The sequence below is a fragment of the Nocardioides sp. TF02-7 genome (assembly GCF_022437945.1).
Lineage (GTDB): Bacteria > Actinomycetota > Actinomycetes > Propionibacteriales > Nocardioidaceae > Nocardioides.
This window is the reverse complement of record NZ_CP092535.1, coordinates 3,748,113-3,764,843: the sequence shown is the minus strand read 5'-3', so window position 1 is coordinate 3,764,843 and position 16,731 is coordinate 3,748,113. Positions and strand designations below refer to the sequence as shown.

Here is a 16,731-nt window from a genome sequence, read left to right as displayed (position 1 = left end):
GCGCTACGGCCGGGTCGTGGGGAGCCCGGGGACGCTGACGTCGTAGGTCCGCGCGTCCGGCGCGGCCGCGAGCAGGTCCAGCAGCACGGCGGCCTTCTGCTCGGCCCGGTCCGCGCTCCCCCACCGCACCTCGCGCCCGTCCCGCAGCCGCAGCAGCACCTGGTCGACGGTGCGCACCTCCACCGCCTCCACCCGGGCGCTCACGTCCGGGTCGAGGGCCGCCACGACCTGCGCCGCCTCGACGAGGGCCGCGCGGTCGGCGTCGGACCCGACCTCCACCAGCGGCAGCCCGTCGGGCGCCTTCGCGAGCCGGCCGAAGGTCCACCCCTCGGCGTCGAGCTGGCTGAAGGAGTCGCCGTCGTCGACGACGGCCACGGGGGGTCCGCTCGACGATGTCGATGCGCACCTCGTGCGGCCACTGCCGGGAGACGTCGACCGACCGCACCGCCGGCAGCGCCTGCACCCGCCGGGCGATCGCGTCGAGGTCGACCCGCGCCAGGGCGCCGCCGTCCGGCACCTCCGCCGCCGCGAGCACCTCCGCCTCGGTGAGCTGCCCCTCCCCCACGACCTCGGCACCCTCGACCCGCAGCCACGGCGAGAAGTAGACGGCGTAGACCGCGAAGCCGAGCGTCGCCACGACGAGCACGACGCCCAGCACGTAGCGCCAGGTCAGCCAGCGGCGGGCCCACTGCCGGCGCGCGAACCGTCTCCTCGTCCGCTCCACGCCCCGGTCAGCCACCGGCGGCCGCCCCCTCCGCCAGCAGGGCCAGCAGCTCGGGAGCCAGCGCGGTCACGTCGCCCGCGCCGAGGGTCAGCACGACGTCGCCCGGCCGGGCGAGCCCGAGCAGCGTCGGTACGACGTCGGCGCGGTCGGGCAGGTAGCGCACCCGCCCCTCCGCGAGCGGCACCGCGTCGGCGACCACCGCGCCGGTGACCGCCGGGTCGGCGTCCTCGCGGGCCAGGTAGACGTCGAGGACCACCACCTCGTCGGCGGCGCCGAGCGCCTCGCCCATCGCGCGGCCGAAGATCCTCGTGCGCGAGACCAGGTGCGGCTGGAACGCGACGACGACCCGGCCGTCGCCGGCGACGGCACGGGCGGCCTCGAGGTCGCCGCGGATCTCGCTCGGGTGGTGGGCATAGCTGTCGAGCACCCGCACCCCGCCGGCCTCGCCCTTGGGCTCCATCCGGCGCCCGGTGCCCGTGAACGAGCCGAGCCCGCGCGCCAGGGCGGTGAAGTCGTGGCCGAGCTCGAGCCCGGTGGCCAGCGCTGCCAGCGCGTCGACGACGTAGTGCCGGCCGGGGATCCGGAGCGCGACCGTGCCGAGCACCGCGCCGTCGCGTCGCTCGACGTCGAACGTGGTGCCGGTGCCGGCGGTGCGCAGGCCGGTGGCGCGGAGGTCGGCGCCGGCGTCCTCGCCGATGGTGACCACCCGTCGCCCGGCGGCGCGCTGCCGGGAGGCCAGCCGGGCGGCTCCGGGGTCGTCGACGCCGCAGACGAGGAACCCGGCGGGGTCGATGCCGTCGGCGAACTCGTCGAACGCCGCGGCGTAGGCGGCCTCGCTGCCCCAGATGTCGAGGTGGTCGGCCTCCACGTTGAGGACGATCGCCGCGTGAGTGTCGTAGACGAGGAAGGCGCCGTCGCTCTCGTCGGCCTCGGCGACGAAGTACTCCCCCCTGCCCGAGGTCCGCGTTGCGGCCGGTGGCGCTCAGCACCCCGCCGACGACGTACGACGGGTCCGCGCCCGCCTCGATCAGCGCGACGGCGAGGAGCGACGTGGTGGTGGTCTTGCCGTGGGTGCCGGCGACGGCGACGACCCGCTGGCCGTGCATCGCCGCCTTGAGTCCCGCCGACCGCGGCAGCAGCCGGAGCCCGCGCTCCTGGGCCGCGACCACCTCGGGGTTGGTCTCGCGCGCCGCGGTCGTGACGACGACGGTGTCGGCGTCGCCGAGGTGCGCAGCGTCGTAGGAGAGGTGGAGCGGGACGTCGAGCTCGCGCAGTCCGGCGAGGAACGGGGTGTCGTTGTCGTCGCTGCCCGTGACCGGGACGCCGCGGCGCGCCATGATCCGCGCGATGCCCGACAGCCCGGCACCGCCGATGCCGACGAAGTGCACCCGGCCCAGCTCCTCGGCCGGCGGCACCTCCGCCGGGACCGGGATCCTCACCGCGCCCCCCTGCCCGACCCGGCGGCCTCGACGACGATCCGCGCGAGCCGCTCGTCGGCGTCCGCGGGGACCAGCCCCGCCGCGGCAGCTCCCATCCGGGCCAGCCGGTCGCCGTCGGTGGCGAGCCCGGGCACGGTGTCGGCGACGTAGGCCGCGGTGAACGCGGCGTCCTCGACCAGCAGCCCGCCGCCGGCGTCGACCACCGGGCGGGCGTTGTGGGCCTGCTCGCCGTTGCCGATCGGCAGCGGCACGAAGATCGCGGGCACCCCGCTGGCGGCGGCCTCGACCACGCTGTTGGCGCCCGCGCGGCAGACCATCAGGTCGGCGGCCGCGAGCGCGTGGTCCATCCGCTCGACGAACGGCACCACGACGTAGGGCACCGACGGCTGCGCCTTCGGCTCCTTCCACTCCGGGTCCTCCAGCCCCCGCGGGTCGACGACGTGCAGCACCTGCACGCCGGCTGCGCCCAGCGCGGCAGCGGCGCCGGCGACAGCACGGTTGAGCTTCCACGCGCCCTGGGAGCCGCCGGTCACGACGAGGGTCGGGAGGTCGGGCTCGAGCCCGAAGAACGACCGGGCCTCGGGCCGCAGCGCCGGCCGGTCGAGCTGCGAGATCATCCGCCGCACGGGCAGGCCGACGTACTCGGCGCCGCGCAGCGTGTGCCCGGGAAGCTGACCGCGACCCTGGTGGCGAACCGGGCGCCGAGCTTGTTGCCGATTCCCGGCAGCGCGTTCTGCTCGTGCACGACCAGCGGCAGCCGCCGGCGCCGGGCCGCCAGGTACGCCGGCACCGACACGTAGCCGCCGTAGCCGACGACGACGTCGGGGTCCACCCGGTCGAGCACCGCGTGGGCGGCCCGCACCGCGGCTCGCAGCCGGGCCGGCACCTTGACCAGGTCGGCCCCCGGTCGGCGGGGCAGCGGCACCGGCGGGATCAGCTCGAGCGGGTAGCCGGCCGCGGGCACGACGGTGTTCTCCAGGCCGCGGGGGGTGCCGAGGCAGGTGATCTCGACCGACGGGTCGAGCCGCTGCAGCGCGGCCGCCGTCGCCAGGAGCGGTGAGGTGTGCCCTGCCGTGCCGCCACCGGCCAACAACACTCGCATTGCGCGAAGGCTACCGATGGGCCGACAGGCCCGTGGAGCGGGCGCGCCGGCGCTGCGCGAGGGCACGGGCAGCCGCCGGCTCGCGGCGGGCGAAGCCCACGACCAGACCGAGCGCGACCAGGGTCGGCAGCAGGCTGGAGCCGCCGTAGGACACCAGCGGCAGCGGGATGCCGATCACCGGCAGCAGCGCCAGCACCATGCCGACGTTGATGATCATCTGGCCCAGCAGCCAGATGACGATGCCGAAGGTGCAGTAGCGGACGAACGGCTCCTTGGTCTCGCGGGCGATCCGCAGGGCGGCGTAGGCGATCGTCAGGAACAGCCCGACGACGAGCAGGGTGCCGACGAGGCCGAGCTCCTCGCCGAGCACGGCGAAGATGAAGTCGGTGTGGGCCTCCGGGAGGGCGCCCCACTTCTGCTGGCTGGCGCCGATGCCCTCGCCGAAGATGCCGCCGCTGGACATGGCGTAGAGGCCGTGGGCCGGCTGCCAGCCCGTGCCGTGGTAGTCCTTGAAGGGGTCGACGAACGTCGTGATGCGCGCGAGCCGCTCGGACTCGGTGGCCGCCAGCGCGAGCGCGGTCGCGCCGAGGCCGCAGATGACGATGGCGAAGACCCGCAGGGGCACGCCGACCACCCAGAGCATCCCGACGGCGATCGCGAAGAACACCAGGGCCGTGCCGAGGTCGCGGCCCACGACGACGAGCACGGTCGCGAGCGCCAGGCCGGGCACGACCGGGACGACCATCTCGTGCAGGCTGCGGCCGAGCCGCCGCTCCTTGTTGGCGTAGATGTGCGCCGCCCAGACGACCACCGAGAGCTTGGCGACCTCGGAGGGCTGGATCTGCAGCGGGCCGATCGCGAGCCAGTTCTGGTTGCCGTTGACGGTGATGCCGATGACGGCGGTGAGCCCGAGCAGGACGAGCGAGGCGGAGAACGCGACGTAGGCGAGCCGGCGCACCCACCGCAGCGGCACCCGGGACGCGACCCAGGCCGCGGGCACCCCCACCGCTACCCACATCAGCTGCCGCTTCACCGTCGCGTAGGAGTCGCCGGTCTGGCGGTAGGCCTCGACGCTCGAGGCGCTGAGGACCATGAGCAGCCCGATCGTCAGCAGCAGCGCGACCGAGCCGAGCAGCAGGTAGTAGGTGGTGAGCGGCCGGGCGAGGGCGTCGCGCAGGGCCGCCGTCCAGCCGGGTCGCCCCGCCTGTCCCGGTCGCAGGGCCGGCAGGAGGCGGGCCGGCGGTCGGAGCCGGAACCGGGTGCTGCCCTCGGGGTGCGCGGTGGTGATGGCGACCCCTCCTGTCCGGCCCGGCTGCTCGTACGACGGCCCGGGACGCGACGGCGCGCCGTCCCAGAGCGCGGTCCCAGTCTCCCCGGCGCCGGCGCCGATGGCGCGCACATCCGGTGCGTGTCGCGCAGGCCGGTCAGGGCGCGGGGCGGAGCTCCCGCAGCCCGTCGCGCACGGCGGAGCGGCTGATGCCGTGGGCGCGGGCCAGCGCCGCCGCGGCCAGCGCACCGGTCACGAACGCGGGCTCCTGGGAGGCGAGGTCGGCCAGGGCACACAGCTCGGCGGCGCTGCTCCGCCGCTCCTCGATGAAGGCCCGGTCGACCAGGATGTCGTCGACCACGCCGAGCATGCCGACCGACGGGATGCCGAGGGTCACGCCGATCGCCCGCGCGCCCTCGACGACGTCGGCCTCGCGCACCAGCTGCTCGGTGGCCGGGTCGGCCGGGTTGTAGACGCAGGCCCGCTCGACGCCCTCGTAGACCCGCCCGGTGTCCCGGGCGTGGGCGCCGGCCGGGTCGGGATCGGCGTACCAGTCCCGCCGGCGGCTGCCCGACTGCGAGCACGGCGGCGGACTCGGCGGCCAGGCCGGCGGTGTGGTGGAGCTGGCGGCCCGACAGCTCGACCGCGAGCACGTCGTAGGGCTCGGGGTCCATCACGGCCTCGGTGAGCGGGGAGCCGGTGGCCGCCCGCCGCGGCGCTGCGCAGGCCGGCGGCCCGCAGGATCGGGACGAGGGCGGTGGCGACGGTCTCGCGGCCCTCTCCGCCCACGCACAGCCACGGGGCCGGCTGCTCGGGGTCGCGGAGCCGCCACGCGAGCTCGGCCTCGCCCCCACACCGGCACGCCGCGCCCGGACGCCTGCTCCAGCAGCGGCGCACCGGGCGGGAACCCCGGGGAGACGACGAGCAGGTCGGTGTCGTCGGGCAGGGTCGCCGTCGCGTCACTCCCGACCCGGAACCGTGCGCCGAGCGCCTCGAGCAGCTCGGCGCGGGGTTGCAGCCCCTCACCCACCGCGTCGGCCACCGCGGTCACGTCCGCGTCGAGGTGCAGCAGGTTGTCGACCGCCGCCGCCCCACTGGCGCCGAAGCCGGCGACGACCGCCCGCACCCCGCGCCAGGACTGCCCGCGACCGAGGGCGTCGACGTCGGTCACAGCCTCGCCACCCACTCGGCGTAGAAGATGCCGAGGCCGGTGGCGACGAACAGCCCGGTGATGATCCAGAACCGGATCACGATCGTCACCTGCTCCCAGCCGAGCAGCTCGAAGTGGTGCTGAAGCGGCGCCATCCGGAACAGCCGCTTGCCGGTGCCGGTGAACCGCTTGGTGGCCTTGAACCAGCCGACCTGCAGCATCACCGACGCGGTGATCAGCACGAACAGGCCGCCGAGCACGACCAGCAGCAGCTCGGTGCGGGTGAAGATCGCGAACCCGGCGAGCGCCCCGCCCAGCGAGAGCGAGCCGGTGTCGCCCATGAAGATCTTGGCCGGCGACGCGTTCCACCACAGGAAGCCGAAGCAGGCCCCGGTGATGGCGGCGGCGATGATCGCGAGGTCGAGCGGGTCGCGGACGTTGTAGCAGCCGTCGCCGGGTGCGACGTCGCACGACTGGTTGAACTGCCAGATGTTCACCAGGGTGTAGGCGCCGAACACCATCACGCTGGCGCCGGCCGCGAGCCCGTCGAGGCCGTCGGTGAGGTTGACGGCGTTGCTGAAGCCGGTGACGAGGAGCCAGATCAGCAGCAGCGCGACCAGCAGCGGGAGGGCCAGCCACTCGATCTCGCGCAGGAACGACACCTTGTGCGTGGCGAACACGTCGCCGACCTGGACGAAACCGGCGGGCGTGACGTCGGACTCGTCGGCCAGCCACGGCGACAGGGCCAGCAGTCCGAAGACGAGGGCGATCAGGGTCTGCCCGACCATCTTCGCCTTGCTGCGGAGCCCGAGGCTGCGTTGCTTGTAGATCTTGATGAAGTCGTCGAGGAACCCCACCAGGCCCATGCCGACGAAGAGGAACACCAGCAGCAGCGCCGACGCGCTGGGCGCGTCGAGCGTGAGCAGCTTGGCCCCGAAGTAGCCGAGCACCGCCGCGGCGATGATCACCACGCCGCCCATCGTGGGCGTGCCGCGCTTGGTGTGGTGGCTGGTCGGCCCGTCGTCGCGGATCTCCTGGCCGTAGCCCCACTTGGTGAAGAGCCGGATCGCGACCTGGGTGCCGAGCAGCGAGGTCAGGAGGGCGATGCCGCCGCCGAGCAGGATCGCTAGCACGGTGTCGTCGTCCTCTCCTCGTCCGACCGGGTCACGGGGCGTCCGACCCGGCGAGCAGCTGGTCGGCGACCCATTCCAACGCGGCGCCCCGCGACGCCTTCACGAGGACGACGTCCTCCGGTCCGGCATTCTGCCGCACCCACGTCGACGCCTCCTCGCGCCCCTCGGTCCGCACCACCCGGGTGGCCGGTCCCGACCCGGCGGCGTCGGCGATGCCCGCCGCCGCCGCGCCGACGACGACCACCACGTCGACACCGAGCCGGGCGGCGTCCGCGCCGACGGCGCGGTGGCCGCTGTCGTGCTCGTCGCCGAGCTCCTTCATCTCCCCCAGCACCGCGACCGTACGGCGGCCGCGGGCGCGCCCGATCGCGATGAGGGCGTCCAGGGCCGCGCGCATCGAGTCGGGGTTGGCGTTGTAGGCGTCGTTGACGACGACCAGGCCGTCGGCCCGTTCGTGGACCTCCATCCGCCACCGCGACGCCGAGGTGGCCTCCGACAGCGCCCCGGCCACGTCGCCCAGCCCGAACCCACCGGCGACGGCCAGGGCGGCGGCCGCCGCCGCGTTGAGCACCTGGTGGGCTCCGGTCTGGCGCAGCCGCACCGGGTGCCAGGAGCCGCCGTGGCCGATCTCGAACGCCGGGCGGCCGAGGTCGTCGAGCTCGACCGCGCGCCAGGACACGTCCCCGCCCGTCCCGAACGTGAGCACCCGTGCCCGGGTGCGGTGGCGCATGGCGGCGACCAGCGGGTCGTCGGCGTTGAGCACGGCGGTGCCCTCGGCAGGCAGCGCCTCGACGATCTCGCCCTTGGCCCGCGCGATCGCCTCGCGGCCCCCGAACTCGCCCACGTGGGCGGAGCCGACGTTGACCACCGCCGCCACCCGGGGCGGCGCGACGTCGCACAGGTAGGCGATGTGGCCGGTCCCCCGGGCTCCCATCTCGACGACCAGGTGGCTGGTGTCCTCCGTCGCGCGCAGCACGGTGAGAGGGACGCCGAGCTCGTTGTTGTGGTTGGCAGCCGTGGCGACGACCTTCTCCGCCCCCGACGAGGCGCGCGAGCACGGCGGCCAGGTAGTCCTTGGTGCCGGTCTTGCCCTGGGAGCCGGTCAGGGCGGTGACGTGGGCGCCGGTGCGGTCGAGCAGGTGGCGGGCGAGCCGGCCGAGCGCCGCGACCGGGTCGGCGGCGACGACGGTGGGTGCCGCCGTCGGCCGGTTGCCGAGCACGGCATGGGCGCCGGCGGCGTGGTCGTGGCCGTCGGCGCGCTCGCCCACCAGGGCGACGAACAGCCCGCCCGCGACGGGCGAGCGGCTGTCGACGTACGCGTCCCCGGTGACGAGGAGGTCCGGGTCGCCGTGCAGCTCGCCGCCGGCGACGGCGGCGACCTCGGCGAGGGTGAGGGGGATCATCGTCCGCCCAGGATCTCGCGGACGACCTCGCGGTCGTCGAACGGGTGCACCACGCCGGCGACCTCCTGCCCGGTCTCGTGGCCCTTGCCGGCGACGAGCACGACGTCGCCGGGGCGGGCGGCGACGAGCGCGAACGCGATGGCCGCACGTCGACCGCCGACCTCGTGCACCTCGGCGCGCTCCCCCTCGGTGACCTCGCGGGCGCCGGCGAGGAGCTCGGCGCGGATGGCGGCCGGGTCCTCGCTGCGCGGGTTGTCGTCGGTCACGACCACGACGTCGGCGGCAGTCGCCGCGATCGCGCCCATCACCGGCCGCTTGCCGCGGTCGCGGTCGCCGCCGGCACCGATGACGACGACGAGCCGGCCGGCCGTGACCGGGCGCAGCGTGCGCAGCACCGCCTCCAGGGCGTCGGGCTTGTGGGCGTAGTCGACGACGACCGTGAACCCGCGGTCGGTCGCCACCCGCTCGAGCCGGCCCGGCACGCCGCCGCCGGCCGCGACGCCGGCGACCACCCGGTCGACGTCGAGCCCCGCCTCGGCCGCGGCGGCGACCGCGGCCAGCGCGTTGGCCACGTTGAAGTCGCCGGGGATGGCGACCCGGGCGTCGGTGTCGACGCCCGGGCCGCGAGACGGAAGGTGGAGCCGTCGGGCCCGAGCCGGACGTCGGTCGCGGTCCAGTCGGCGTCAGTGCCGGCCGCCGAGAACGTGCGCACGGGCACCGTGGCCTCGGCCGCCAGGCGACGGCCGTGCTCGTCGTCGACGTTCACCAGGCCGAGCCGTGCCCGCTCCGGCGTGAACAGCGAGGCCTTGGCGCGGAAGTAGTCCTCGACGTCGGCGTGGAAGTCGAGGTGGTCGCGGCCGAGGTTGGTGAAGACGGCGACGTCGAACACCACGCCGTCGACGCGGCCGAGGACCAGCGCGTGGCTCGAGACCTCGATCGCGCAGCTGGTCACCGCGAGCTCGCGCATCCGCGCGAACAGGCCGTGCAGGTCGGGCGCCTCCGGCGTGGTGAGCGAGGTGCGGACGTCCGTGCCGGCGATCCGGGTGCCGACGGTGCCGACGACGGCCGAGGTGATGCCGGCGGCGCCGAGGCCGCCGTCGAGGAGGCGGGTGACGGTGGTCTTGCCCTGGGTGCCGGTGACGCCGACCATCCGCATCGCCCGGGCCGGGTGGCCGTAGACGCCGGCCGACACCTCGCCGAGCACCGCGCGCGGGGCGGGCACGACAATCGCCGGGACCCCCGCCCGGCCGGCCGCACCGGCGCCCGCCTCGTCGGTCAGCACCGCGACCGCCCCCGCGGCCACGGCCTGGTCGACGAACTCGATGCCGTGCGCGCGGGCGCCCGGCAGGGCGGCGTAGACGTCGCCCGGCAGCACCCGCCGGGAGTCGAGCGTGATGCCCGTGACCGGGCCCCCGGACCCGGTCACCCGGGCCTCCGTCCGGTCCCGGACCAGCGCGACGAGGTCGCCGAACGGCAGCGCGACCGGGTGCTGGGGGCGGGTGGCGGCGACGTCGGAGGCAGGGGTCGGGTCGGCCATCACCACTCGACGGGCAGCTGCGAGGGGCGGGTCTCCGTGCGCTTCACGCCGTAGCGCCGCAGGCTGTAGCTCATCAGCTTCGCGAACGCCGGGCCGGCGACGGCCGAGCCGCCACCGGTGCGCGAGTCGTGCACGACGACGTAGATGGTGAACCGCGGGTCGTCGGTCGGCCCGAAGCCCACGAACGACGCGGTGTGGCTGCCGTCGTAGCAGCCGCACTCCTCGGCGACCCGCTGCGCCGTGCCGGTCTTGCCGGCGATCCGGTAGCCGGGGACCGAGGCGATGGACGCGACGCCGTCCTCCGGGTCGAGCACCCGCTCCATCATCAGCGCCGTCTGCCAGGCGGCCTCGCTGCTCACGACCCGGCGGCGCTCGACCTGGTCGGTGCCGATCGGCGTCCCGTCGTCGAGGGTGGCGGTGCCCTTGACCAGGCTCGGGTCGATCCGGACGCCGTCGTTGGCGAGGGCGTTGACGGCCGCCACCATCTGGACCGCGTTGACCGACAGCGACTGGCCGAACGCGATCCGGTCGTCGACCTGGTCGGTCCACGCCGCGCCCTTCGGCAGCAGGCCCTTGGTCTCGCCGCGCGGGCCGACGTCGGTACGCCGGCCCAGGCCGAACGCGGTGAGGTAGCGGCGCAGCTGGCCCGGGCGGAACCGGTCGGCGGCCAGCACGGTGCCGATGTTGGACGACTTGGCGAGGATCCCGGCCAGGGTCAGGTGCTCGACGCCGTGCACCCAGTGGTCGTGGATGGGGCGGTCCTGCCGGTCGAGCACCGGCGGGACGACGTACTGCTGGCGGGGCGTGCCGAGACCGGCGTCGAGCACGGCGCTGAGCGTCAGCACCTTCTGCACCGAGCCCGGCTCGTAGACGTCGGTCAGCGCGCTGGACTTGAACAGGTGCTTCTGGTCCGCGAACTCCTGGGGGGTCGCTCGCGTCGTAGGACGGGTAGTCGGCGAGCGCGAGCAGCTCGCCGGTGCGGCTGTCCATCACGACCGCGATGCCGGACTCGCCCCGCGAGCCCTCGACGGTCTGCTGGAGCACCTTCTGCGTGTACCACTGGAGGTCGCGGTCGAGCGTGAGCCGCAGCTCGGACCCGTCGACGGCCGGCGTGACCGTGTTGTCGCCGAGCGGGATCTGGTTGCCGGCGCCGGTCTCGTAGCGCGCCTCGCCGTCGGTGCCGGCGAGGTAGGCGTCGAACGCCGCCTCGAGCCCGGCGAGCGCCCGCGCCGAGCCGTCCTTGCGCGGCGTGCCGAGGAAGCCGACCAGGTTGGCGGCGACGTCGCCGTTGGGGTAGACCCGCACCGGGTCGTGCTCGGTGAACAGGCCGACGAAGCCCTTCCGCTCGGCGTCGGCGACCACGTCGGAGGCCAGGCTGGCGGGGACCTGCCGGGCGACGTACTGGAACCGGCTGCCCTCCACCCGCAGCCGCTCGAGCACCTCGATGTAGTCGAGGTCGAGCCGGCGGGCGAGGAACGTCGCCAGCTCGGGGGCGTCGTCGGCGGTGAGCGCCGGGTCGGCCACGATCATCCGCCCGTCGACCGACTCGGCCAGCGGCTCCCCGAAGCGGTCGAGGATCTCGCCGCGGGCGGCCGGCAGGACGACGGACTCGGTGCCCTCGGCCGCGGCCATCGCGGCGTAGTCGGCCGGGTCGACGCCCTGCAGCTGGACCAGCCGTGCGGCGAAGACCGACAGCACCATCGCGATCAGCACGAACCCCACGCGCAGCCGCAGCAGCGGCGAGGCTCGGTCGGGTCGGCTCACCTGCCCAACCTAGATCGGGCGCGATCCCGATCGCGGTCCGGCACGCCGTCGCGGTCGACGACCTGCACCGGGCCGGGGTCGAGGGCCGGCGGACGGCGCTGCCCCGGCAGGTCGACGGGCACCTGCTGGCCGGCCTGGGCCGGCTCCGGGTCGCCGGCCACCTGGCCGCTGCCGAGCTCGAGCACGCCGACGCCGCCGGCCGGGATCACCATGCCGAGCTCGCGCTGCGCGACCCGGGCGAGCCGGTCGCCGTCCCGGAGCTCCTGCAGCTCCAGCTGCAGCGCCTCCTGGCGGGCCGACAGGTCCCCCGCCTGCCGCTCCAGCGCCGTGGTGCGGAAGGCCGCCTGCTGCATCGAGGTGTTGAACAGGAGCAGCCCGACGACGCCGCCGAGCAGCAGGACGCTGACGAGGATGACGAACGGCACCCGCGGTGCGCGCGGCCGGGTGCGCGGCCGCGGGACGACGGTGAGCCGGGCCCGCTCGACCGCGGCCCCGGCGAACCGGGGGATGCGACTGCGGAGCTGGGGTGCGGTGCTGCTCATGACGCGACTCCCTCGTCGGCCGGGCGGGTGCGGGGACGGACTCTCTCGACGGCGCGCAGCCGCACGGACGCGGCGCGGGGGTTGGCGGCGACCTCGTCGGCACCGGCCTGCTCGGCGCCGCGGGTGACCAGGCGCAGCGCGGGCTCGTGGCCCTCCGGGACGAACGGCAGGTCCTCGGGGACGTCGGACCGGGTCGCCGCGGTGAACGCACGCTTGACCAGCCGGTCCTCCAGCGAGTGGTAGGACTCGACGACGACCCGTCCGCCGACGCCGATCGCGGCGATCGCGGCCGGCACCGCCCGCTCCAGCACGCGCAGCTCGTCGTTCACCTCGATCCGCAGCGCCTGGAACGTCCGCTTCGCGGGGTGGCCACCGGTCCGCCGCGCCGGGGCTGGGATCGCGTCGTAGAGCAGGGCGACCAGGCGCGCGGAGGTCGTGAACGGCTCCCGCTCCCGCTCCCGGACCACGGCGGCCGCGATCCGGCGGGCGTGGCGCTCCTCGCCGTAGTCGCGCAGCACCCGGGCCAGGTCGTCGGCGGTGTAGGTGTTGAGGACGTCGGCGGCCGTCGGCCCGGAGCCGGGGTCCATCCGCATGTCGAGCGGCGCGTCGACCGCGTAGGCGAAGCCCCGGTCGGGCAGGTCGAGCTGCATCGACGAGACCCCGAGGTCGAACAGCACGGCGCCGACCTCGGCCAGCCCGAGGTCGGCGACCACGTCGGGGAGCTCGTCGTAGACGGCGTGCACGGCGGTGAACCGGTCGCCGTACGACGCCAGCCGCTGCGTGCTGCGCTCGAGCGCCCCCGGGTCGCGGTCGATGCCGACCACCCGGGCGCGGCCGCAACGGGCCAGCACGGCCTCGGTGTGGCCCCCGAGGCCGAGGGTCGCGTCGACCAGGACCGCGCCCTCGCGGTCGAGCGCGGGCGCGAGGAGGTCGACGACCCGGTCGAGGAGGACCGGGACGTGGCGGGCGTCGTCCATCTCCGGCCTCAGCGACCCCGCGCCGTGGCCGAGCAGGAGCAGCAGCGCGACACCGAGCGACACGGCGGCCGAGAACGCCATCAACGTGACCGCGTCGCGCGCCAGCTCGCGCACCCGCGGCTCGCGCGCTGCGTCGGGCGTCGCGCCGGACCGACCGGCGGTGCCCGCACCCGTCATGCTCATTCGACCCTCACCCGCTGCTGCTCCGCTGTCCTGCCCCCTGTCCGAGACTGCGACGGATCCGCAGGTCCAGGTCCCTGCCCGCTCCCTGCGTGCGCCTCTGGAACCGGGGAAGGGGCCCCAGAGGCGGCGGGTCGACGTTCTGGAGCCGGGGAAGGTGCCCCAGACCGCGACCAGGAGCGGGCCGAGGCCTCGTCCTGCGGATCCGCTGTCGAGTTGTGCTGCGCGCCGGGCCGACCCGGCTGGTTCCTCGGTGGTGCTAGTCCTCGTCGTCCTCGTCGAGGTCGGCGAAGTCCTCGAGGGCCTCGGCCTGGAACTCGCTCCACCGCTGCGGGTTCCAGATCTCGAGCCGGTCCCGGACGCCGATCACGACCACGTCGCGGTCGAGCCCCGCGTAGTCGCGCAGGTGGGCGGGGATGCCGATCCGCCCCTGCTTGTCCGGTTTGCCCTCGTCGCCGCCGGCGAACAGCACACGTGCGTAGCGCCGGGCGGCCTTGTTGGTCATCGGCCGCGCTGCTGCCCGCTCGGCCTCCTCCGCGAAGACGTCGGCAGGCCAGACGACGAGGCAGTTCTCCTGTCCCTGCGTCACCACGAGGCCCTCCGCCAGTCGGTCCCTGAACTTCGCCGGGAGGAAGAGCCGCCCCTTCTCGTCGAGCTTGGGGGTGAAGGTGCCCATGAAGAGCATCTCGCACCTCCGCTTTCCTCCACTTTCCCCCACAGTACTCCACTTTCCTCCACCGTCAACCACATCGGGGCGTGTCCGAGCGTCCTTCCGGCGCCCTCCGCGGCGTCGCGGGGACCTGCGGCCACGGCGGATCCCGGCGCTTCCCAGGCGGGAACGAGGCGTGGCGGGCGGGTGGAGGGGGCGCGGTGGAGCGGGTGGAGCGGAAAGTGGAGGAAGTGGGGCGCCGTGGTGGCCCCGGGGGCACCGGAGGGGGAGCGGCGGTGGCGGCCGGGGCAGGAAGCGCGGGCCGCGGCACCCGCTTGCGCGGACGCCGTACCGTGGCCGCACCTCGCGCCTTACGCTGGGGGCGCAGGCCAGAGACAGGGAGTACCAGGACGTGGAGTCGCCGACCGCCGAGCAGATCGACCACAACCGGGGGGCCGACGTCGCCACCGTCGCCCGGGTGGCCGGGCGCATCCGCGCCAACGTCGAGCGCGTGATCGAGGGGAAGAGCGAGGTCGTCTCGGCGTCCCTCGTCGTGCTGCTCGCCGAGGGCCACCTGCTGCTCGAGGACGTGCCCGGCGTCGGCAAGACCATGCTGAGCAAGGCCCTGGCCCGCAGCATCGACTCGACGGTGCGCCGGATCCAGTTCACCCCCGACCTGCTGCCCTCGGACGTGACCGGGGTGTCGGTCTACAACCAGCAGACGCGCGAGTTCGAGTTCCGGCCGGGCGGGGTGTTCGCCAACATCGTCATCGGCGACGAGATCAACCGCGCCTCCCCCAAGACCCAGTCGGCGCTGCTGGAGTGCATGGAGGAGCGGCAGGTCACCGTCGACAACGTCACCTACCAGCTCGAGTCGCCGTTCATGGTGGTCGCGACGCAGAACCCGGTCGAGATGGAGGGCACCTACGCCCTCCCCGAGGCGCAGCGCGACCGGTTCATGGCCCGGGTGTCGATCGGCTACCCGGTGCCGGCGGCGGAGATCGCGATGCTCGGCTCCCACACCCAGCTGAACCCGCTCGACGACCTCGAGCCCGTGACCGACGGCGCGGAGCTGCGCAAGCTGTGCGCGATCGTCGGCCAGGTGCACGTCGCCGAGCCGGTCCAGCGCTACGCCGTCGCCCTCACCTCCGCCACCCGCGACCACCCCGACCTGCTCCTCGGCGCCTCCCCGCGCGCGACCCTGCACCTGGTGCGCGCCGCGAAGGCCTACGCCGCGCTCCACCAGCGCGACTACGTGCTCCCCGACGACGTCCGTGCCCTGGTCCAGCCGGTGCTCGCGCACCGGCTGCTCCCCCGGGCCGAGGCGGGCCTCGGCACCGCCGCGATCCTCGACCGGATCGCCGCGCAGGTGCCCGTGCCCGACCACCGCTGACGCCGGCCGATCCTGTGCGACAGACCCTCTCCGGCCTGACCCTCCGCGGCCGCGCGTTCCTCGCGGCCGGCGTGACCACGATCGTCTGCGCGATGCTGCTCGGCCAGACCAGCCTGACCCGGATCGGGGTGCTGGTGCTGACGCTGCCGCTGGTCGCCGCGTTCGTGATCGGTCGCCGCCGGCCGGCGCTGGCCGTCGGACGAGCGGTGCACCCGCGGCTCGTCACCGCCGGCCAGCCGGCGCGGGTCGACCTCGACCTCGTCAACGAGGGCCGCGCCGGCGCCGGCGCCATGCTGGTCGAGGACCAGGTCCCCTACGCCCTCGGCACCCGGCCGCGGTTCGTCCTCCAGGGCATCGGCCGCAACTGGCGGCAGAAGGTGAGCTACCAGGTCCGCTCCGACGTCCGCGGCCGGTTCGACGTCGGCCCGCTCACGGTCCGGGTGTCCGACCCGTTCGGCCTGGTCGAGACCCGGCGCACGCTCCCCGGGGTCGCTCCGCTGGTCGTCACACCGCGCACGGTCACCCTGCCGGTGGTGCGGCTGAGCGGCGGCTGGAGCGGCGCCAGCGAGCACCGCCCGCAGTCGTTCGCCGCCGGCTCCGCCGAGGACGTCAGCGTGCGGGAGTACCGCCGCGGCGACGACCTCCGCCGGGTGCACTGGCGGAGCTCGGCGAAGGTCGGCGACCTGATGGTGCGCCGCGAGGAGCAGCCGTGGGAGGCGCGCGCCACCGTGCTCCTCGACAACCGGCTGCGCGCCCACCGGGGCCAGGGCCTCGGGTCGAGCTTCGAGCACGCCGTCGTCGTCGCGGCGTCGGTCGTCACCCACCTCGAGCAGCACGGGTACGCCGTCCGGCTGGTGCTGACCGACGGCGGCGGCGCCGACTCCCCCGACAGCTCCACGGCGGTGCTCGAGCGGCTGGCGCTGGCCGCGACCGCCCAGCACCCCGGGATCGACGCGACCTGGTCGGACCACGACCGCGGGGGCCTCGTCGTGGCCGTCCTCGGCGGCAGCGACAGCGGCGACCAGGTCCCGCTGCGCCGGATCCGGCACGACGCCGGCACCGCGCTCGCGTTCGTGCTCGACGTCGAGCAGTGGGCAGGGCGGCCCGCGTCGCCGGCGGCCGCACGGGGCGCCTCGGGTGCCGGGTGGCGCGCCGTCGCGATCGGACCGCGTGACCGGATCGACGTCGCCTGGCGCGAGCTGGGCCGCCGTGCCGTCAGCGCACCGGCGCCGGGCGGACCGGTGGCGGGCGGGCCCGTGGCGGGAGCGGCGCGGTGACCGGTCGTCCCGCACTCCCCCAGGCCCTGCTGCTGGCCCTGCTGGCGGGCGGCACCACCGTCGCTGCGCTGCTGTCGTGGCGCGGCTTCGTCGTGGACTCCTCGGAGTACCTCGCGCCCGTGGTCGTCATGGGCACCTTCCTCGTCGTCGGCGGTGCGCTGCTGCGGTGGCTCGGCACGCCGGCGCTGCTGACC

At 75.3% G+C, this 16,731-nt stretch carries 14 protein-coding genes and 6 pseudogenes; 2 read left to right on the top strand and 18 right to left on the bottom strand.

What is annotated here, in order from left to right; all coding sequences use genetic code 11:
* Positions 1 to 3: 3 nt before the first annotated feature.
* The 18 genes and pseudogenes from MF408_RS19475 to mraZ form a co-directional block, all read right to left on the bottom strand.
* Positions 4 to 375 carry a cell division protein FtsQ/DivIB gene (locus MF408_RS19475; protein WP_240249048.1) on the bottom strand — a complete coding sequence of 124 codons (372 nt, stop codon included), beginning with the start codon at positions 373 to 375 and terminating at the stop codon, positions 4 to 6.
* A gap of 67 nt (positions 376 to 442) precedes the next feature.
* Positions 443 to 517, bottom strand: a pseudogene (locus MF408_RS19470) (hypothetical protein); the annotation flags it as partial.
* 214 nt (positions 518 to 731) lie between these two features.
* The gene (locus tag MF408_RS27195) at positions 732 to 1,184 is read right to left on the bottom strand and encodes a cyanophycin synthetase (protein ID WP_345893960.1); all 453 of its coding nucleotides are present in this window, start codon (positions 1,182 to 1,184) and stop codon (positions 732 to 734) included.
* A gap of 132 nt (positions 1,185 to 1,316) precedes the next feature.
* Positions 1,317 to 1,613, bottom strand: a pseudogene (locus MF408_RS27190) (Mur ligase family protein); the annotation flags it as partial.
* Between the two features lie 265 nt (positions 1,614 to 1,878).
* Positions 1,879 to 2,061: pseudogene (locus MF408_RS27185) on the bottom strand (Mur ligase domain-containing protein); the annotation flags it as partial.
* Positions 2,062 to 2,159: 98 nt separating this feature from the next.
* Positions 2,160 to 3,265: pseudogene (murG, locus tag MF408_RS19460) on the bottom strand (undecaprenyldiphospho-muramoylpentapeptide beta-N-acetylglucosaminyltransferase).
* Between the two features lie 10 nt (positions 3,266 to 3,275).
* Entirely contained in the window at positions 3,276 to 4,664 is a 1,389-nt protein-coding gene (gene ftsW, locus MF408_RS19455; RefSeq protein WP_240249047.1) for a putative lipid II flippase FtsW, read from the bottom strand.
* Between the two features lie 25 nt (positions 4,665 to 4,689).
* Positions 4,690 to 4,971, bottom strand: a complete 282-nt coding sequence (locus MF408_RS19450) for a hypothetical protein (RefSeq protein WP_240249046.1) — start codon at positions 4,969 to 4,971, stop codon at positions 4,690 to 4,692.
* Between the two features lie 234 nt (positions 4,972 to 5,205).
* Positions 5,206 to 5,703, bottom strand: a complete 498-nt coding sequence (locus MF408_RS19445) for a hypothetical protein (RefSeq protein ID WP_240249045.1) — start codon at positions 5,701 to 5,703, stop codon at positions 5,206 to 5,208.
* Positions 5,700 to 6,815: a phospho-N-acetylmuramoyl-pentapeptide-transferase gene (gene mraY, locus MF408_RS19440; RefSeq protein WP_240249044.1), complete on the bottom strand. Its 1,116-nt coding sequence runs from the start codon at positions 6,813 to 6,815 to the stop codon at positions 5,700 to 5,702. The genes MF408_RS19445 and mraY overlap by 4 nt, the downstream gene beginning before the upstream one ends.
* A 31-nt stretch (positions 6,816 to 6,846) precedes the next feature.
* Positions 6,847 to 7,791 (bottom strand): Mur ligase family protein, encoded by a 945-nt coding sequence (locus tag MF408_RS19435; RefSeq protein WP_345893775.1) that lies wholly within the window; start codon positions 7,789 to 7,791, stop codon positions 6,847 to 6,849.
* A 423-nt stretch (positions 7,792 to 8,214) separates the two neighbouring features.
* Complete coding sequence (locus tag MF408_RS19430) at positions 8,215 to 8,679, bottom strand: cyanophycin synthetase (protein ID WP_240249043.1); 465 nt, start codon at positions 8,677 to 8,679, stop codon at positions 8,215 to 8,217.
* Between the two features lie 221 nt (positions 8,680 to 8,900).
* Positions 8,901 to 9,563, bottom strand: a pseudogene (locus MF408_RS19425) (Mur ligase family protein); the annotation flags it as partial.
* Positions 9,564 to 9,754: 191 nt separating this feature from the next.
* On the bottom strand, positions 9,755 to 10,654 hold the full coding sequence (locus tag MF408_RS19420; protein ID WP_240252065.1) for a penicillin-binding transpeptidase domain-containing protein: 900 nt from the start codon (positions 10,652 to 10,654) through the stop codon (positions 9,755 to 9,757).
* A gap of 298 nt (positions 10,655 to 10,952) precedes the next feature.
* A pseudogene (locus MF408_RS19415) lies at positions 10,953 to 11,387 on the bottom strand (penicillin-binding protein 2); the annotation flags it as partial.
* Positions 11,388 to 11,515: 128 nt separating this feature from the next.
* Positions 11,516 to 12,061 carry a septum formation initiator family protein gene (locus MF408_RS19410; protein ID WP_240249042.1) on the bottom strand — a complete coding sequence of 182 codons (546 nt, stop codon included), beginning with the start codon at positions 12,059 to 12,061 and terminating at the stop codon, positions 11,516 to 11,518.
* Positions 12,058 to 13,038 (bottom strand): 16S rRNA (cytosine(1402)-N(4))-methyltransferase RsmH, encoded by a 981-nt coding sequence (gene rsmH, locus MF408_RS19405; RefSeq protein WP_240252062.1) that lies wholly within the window; start codon positions 13,036 to 13,038, stop codon positions 12,058 to 12,060. Before rsmH ends, MF408_RS19410 begins: the two co-directional genes overlap by 4 nt.
* 439 nt (positions 13,039 to 13,477) lie before the next feature.
* Positions 13,478 to 13,903 (bottom strand): division/cell wall cluster transcriptional repressor MraZ, encoded by a 426-nt coding sequence (mraZ, locus tag MF408_RS19400; protein WP_240249041.1) that lies wholly within the window; start codon positions 13,901 to 13,903, stop codon positions 13,478 to 13,480.
* 400 nt (positions 13,904 to 14,303) lie between these two features.
* Here mraZ and MF408_RS19395 point away from each other — a divergent pair, with 400 nt between their 5' ends.
* Positions 14,304 to 15,260, top strand: a complete 957-nt coding sequence (locus MF408_RS19395) for a MoxR family ATPase (protein ID WP_240252059.1) — start codon at positions 14,304 to 14,306, stop codon at positions 15,258 to 15,260.
* Positions 15,261 to 15,274: 14 nt separating this feature from the next.
* Positions 15,275 to 16,537: a DUF58 domain-containing protein gene (locus MF408_RS19390; RefSeq protein WP_240249040.1), complete on the top strand. Its 1,263-nt coding sequence runs from the start codon at positions 15,275 to 15,277 to the stop codon at positions 16,535 to 16,537.
* The last annotated feature ends 194 nt before the right edge of the window (positions 16,538 to 16,731 follow it).

Coding starts and splice junctions, on each gene's coding strand:
- MF408_RS27195 (WP_345893960.1), bottom strand. CDS start 1,184: ATGGAGCCCAAGGGCGAGGCCGGCGGGGTGCGGGTGCTCGACAGCTAT.
- mraZ (WP_240249041.1), bottom strand. CDS start 13,903: ATGCTCTTCATGGGCACCTTCACCCCCAAGCTCGACGAGAAGGGGCGG.
- MF408_RS19410 (WP_240249042.1), bottom strand. CDS start 12,061: ATGAGCAGCACCGCACCCCAGCTCCGCAGTCGCATCCCCCGGTTCGCC.
- rsmH (WP_240252062.1), bottom strand. CDS start 13,038: ATGGACGACGCCCGCCACGTCCCGGTCCTCCTCGACCGGGTCGTCGAC.